Below are 2190 nucleotides of genomic sequence, written 5' to 3' on the forward strand. Positions count from 1 at the left end.
GGGCCTGACACGCGCCGCGCGGCCGGCCCCGTCCCTCGGGCGGCGGGGCCGGCATTTGACAATCCCGGCCGCATCATCGACACCGCCGGCCGTCTGGGCATCGACCGAACGACGAGGCCGGTTGCCGGTTCCGGAGCCGCGCATGACCGCCTTCTCGGCCCCCTCCTTCCGTTCCGCACCGCGCTCATGATCCCCAGCCAAGCCGCGCGGCGACCCGTCCCGGCCACGCGGCCCGTCCCGGCCACCGGCCCCGGCTTCGCGTTCGGCGACTTCCTCCTGAACACCGTGTCGGCGAGCCACGCGCGGGCCTGCGCCTGGCTGGTGGCGCTCTGCCTCGTCTGCTTCCTGCCCGGCCAGATCTCGCTCCAGCCGATGGACCGGGACGAGCCGCGATTCGCCCAGGCCTCGAAGCAGATGCTCGAGACCGGCGACGGCGTCGACATCCGCTTCCAGGGCGAGGCCCGGCACAAGAAGCCGGTGGGCATCTACTGGGCCCAGGCCGCTTCGGTGGCGGCCGGCGAGGCGCTCGGGGTGCCCCAGGCGCGAACCGAGATCGCGCTCTACCGCATCCCCTCGCTCGTCGGCGCGACCGCCGCCGTGCTGCTGGCCTACTGGGCGGCGCTCGCCTTCCTGCCGCGGCGCGGCGCCTTCCTCGCGGCCGCCCTGTTCGGCGCCTGCCTGATGCTCGCGGCGGAGGCGCATCTCGCCAAGACCGACACGCTGCTGACCGCGTGCGCGATCGCGTCGCTCGGCGCGCTCGCCCGCGCCTGGCTCGGGCGATCCGGCCCCGGCCCCTCGACCGCGGGGCGGCTTGCGTTCTGGCTCGGCCTGGCAATCGGCATCCTGGTGAAGGGGCCGATGGTGCCGCTCTTCGTCGGCCTGCCGATGCTGGCCCTGTCGTGGAAGGCGCGCTCCGGCCGCTGGATCCTGGCGCTGCGGCCGTGGTCCGGCCTCGCGATCGTCGTCGCGGTCGTCGCCCCGTGGTTCCTGGCGATCGCCTGGCGCAGCGGCAGCGCCTTCTTCACCGAGGCGGTCGGCCACGACATGCTGGCCAAGGTCGGCAGCGCCAAGGAGAAGCACTGGGCGCCGCCCGGCACCTACGCGCTGGTGTTCTTCGCGACCTTCTGGCCCGGTGCCGCCTTCGCGGCTCTGGCGATCCCGTTCGCGTGGCGCCGTCGCCGGGACGATGCGGTCGCGTTCCTGGTCGCGTCGATCGTGCCGGCGTGGCTGATGTTCGAGGCCGTGCCGACCAAGCTGCCGCACTACGTCCTGCCGCTGATGCCGATGGTGGCGATCCTCACCGTGCTGGCGCTCCGGGCCGGCGCCCTCGATCCGACGCGGCGCGGCGCGCGGGCGATGGCGCTGCTGGTCCCGGCGATCCCGATCGGGCTGACGATCGGCCTCGCCGTGGTCGCGTGGCGCCTGGACCGGGTGCTGCCCGTGCTGTCGCTGCCGCTGCTCGGGGCCGCCTGCGCGCTCGCGCTGGCCGCCTGGATGGCCTATGCGCGGAACGGCGCCGAGCGGGCGATGGTGTTCGCGATCCTCTCCGCCTGCGTGCTCTCGCCCGCGGTGCTCGGGCTGGCGCAGACCGAGATCCCGGCGCTGAAGGTCTCGAACCGGCTCGCCGCGATCCGCGACGCGCTGCCGTGCCTGCCGCAGGTCGCGAGCCTCGGCTACCGCGAGCCGAGCCTAGTGTTCCTGATCGGCACCGACCTCGCCACCCCGAACACCGGCGCCGACGCGCTGGCCTTCCTCCATGCGGGCGGCTGCCGCCTCGTCTTCGTCGAGCAGCGCTCGGCCGCCGACTTCGCCGATGCCTGGCCCGTCGGCGGCGTCGGCCCGAAGGCGGTGGGGCAGGTGTCGGGCTTCAACATCAACGCCGGCCGCCGGGTCGACCTCACCGCCTACGCGGTGACGCCCACGGCTCAGACGGTGACCCCATGAACGCGACGTCTCCCCGCCTCAGCATCGTGGTGCCGGTGAAGAACGAGGCCGGCAACATCGCGGGGCTCGTCGCCGAGATCGAAGCCGCCTGCGGGGCGCTGGCGCCCTTCGAGGTGATCTACGTCGACGACGGCTCGACCGATGCGACGCCGGCCGCGCTCGACGCCGCGCGTCAGGGCCGGCCCTGGCTGCGGGTGCTGCGCCACGCCCGCAGCGGCGGGCAGTCGGCGGCGGTGCGCAGCGGGG

At 74.6% G+C, this 2190-nt stretch carries 2 protein-coding genes; both read left to right on the plus strand.

Going from position 1 to position 2190, the window contains the following annotated elements; genetic code table 11:
- Positions 1–186: 186 nt before the first annotated feature.
- Complete coding sequence (locus FV223_RS25815) at positions 187–1944, plus strand: glycosyltransferase family 39 protein (RefSeq protein WP_147729611.1); 1758 nt, start codon at positions 187–189, stop codon at positions 1942–1944.
- Positions 1941–2190: glycosyltransferase (locus FV223_RS25820; protein ID WP_147729612.1), on the plus strand; the 250-nt coding region annotated here is incomplete at its 3' end. The genes FV223_RS25815 and FV223_RS25820, both read left to right, overlap by 4 nt.

It is taken from the genome of Methylobacterium sp. WL116 (genome assembly GCF_008039455.1).
GTDB lineage: Bacteria > Pseudomonadota > Alphaproteobacteria > Rhizobiales > Beijerinckiaceae > Methylobacterium.

What these genes read in the sequence shown, in the direction of transcription:
- FV223_RS25815 (WP_147729611.1), top strand. Translation starts at nt 187, where the DNA reads ATGATCCCCAGCCAAGCCGCGCGGCGACCCGTCCCGGCCACGCGGCCC.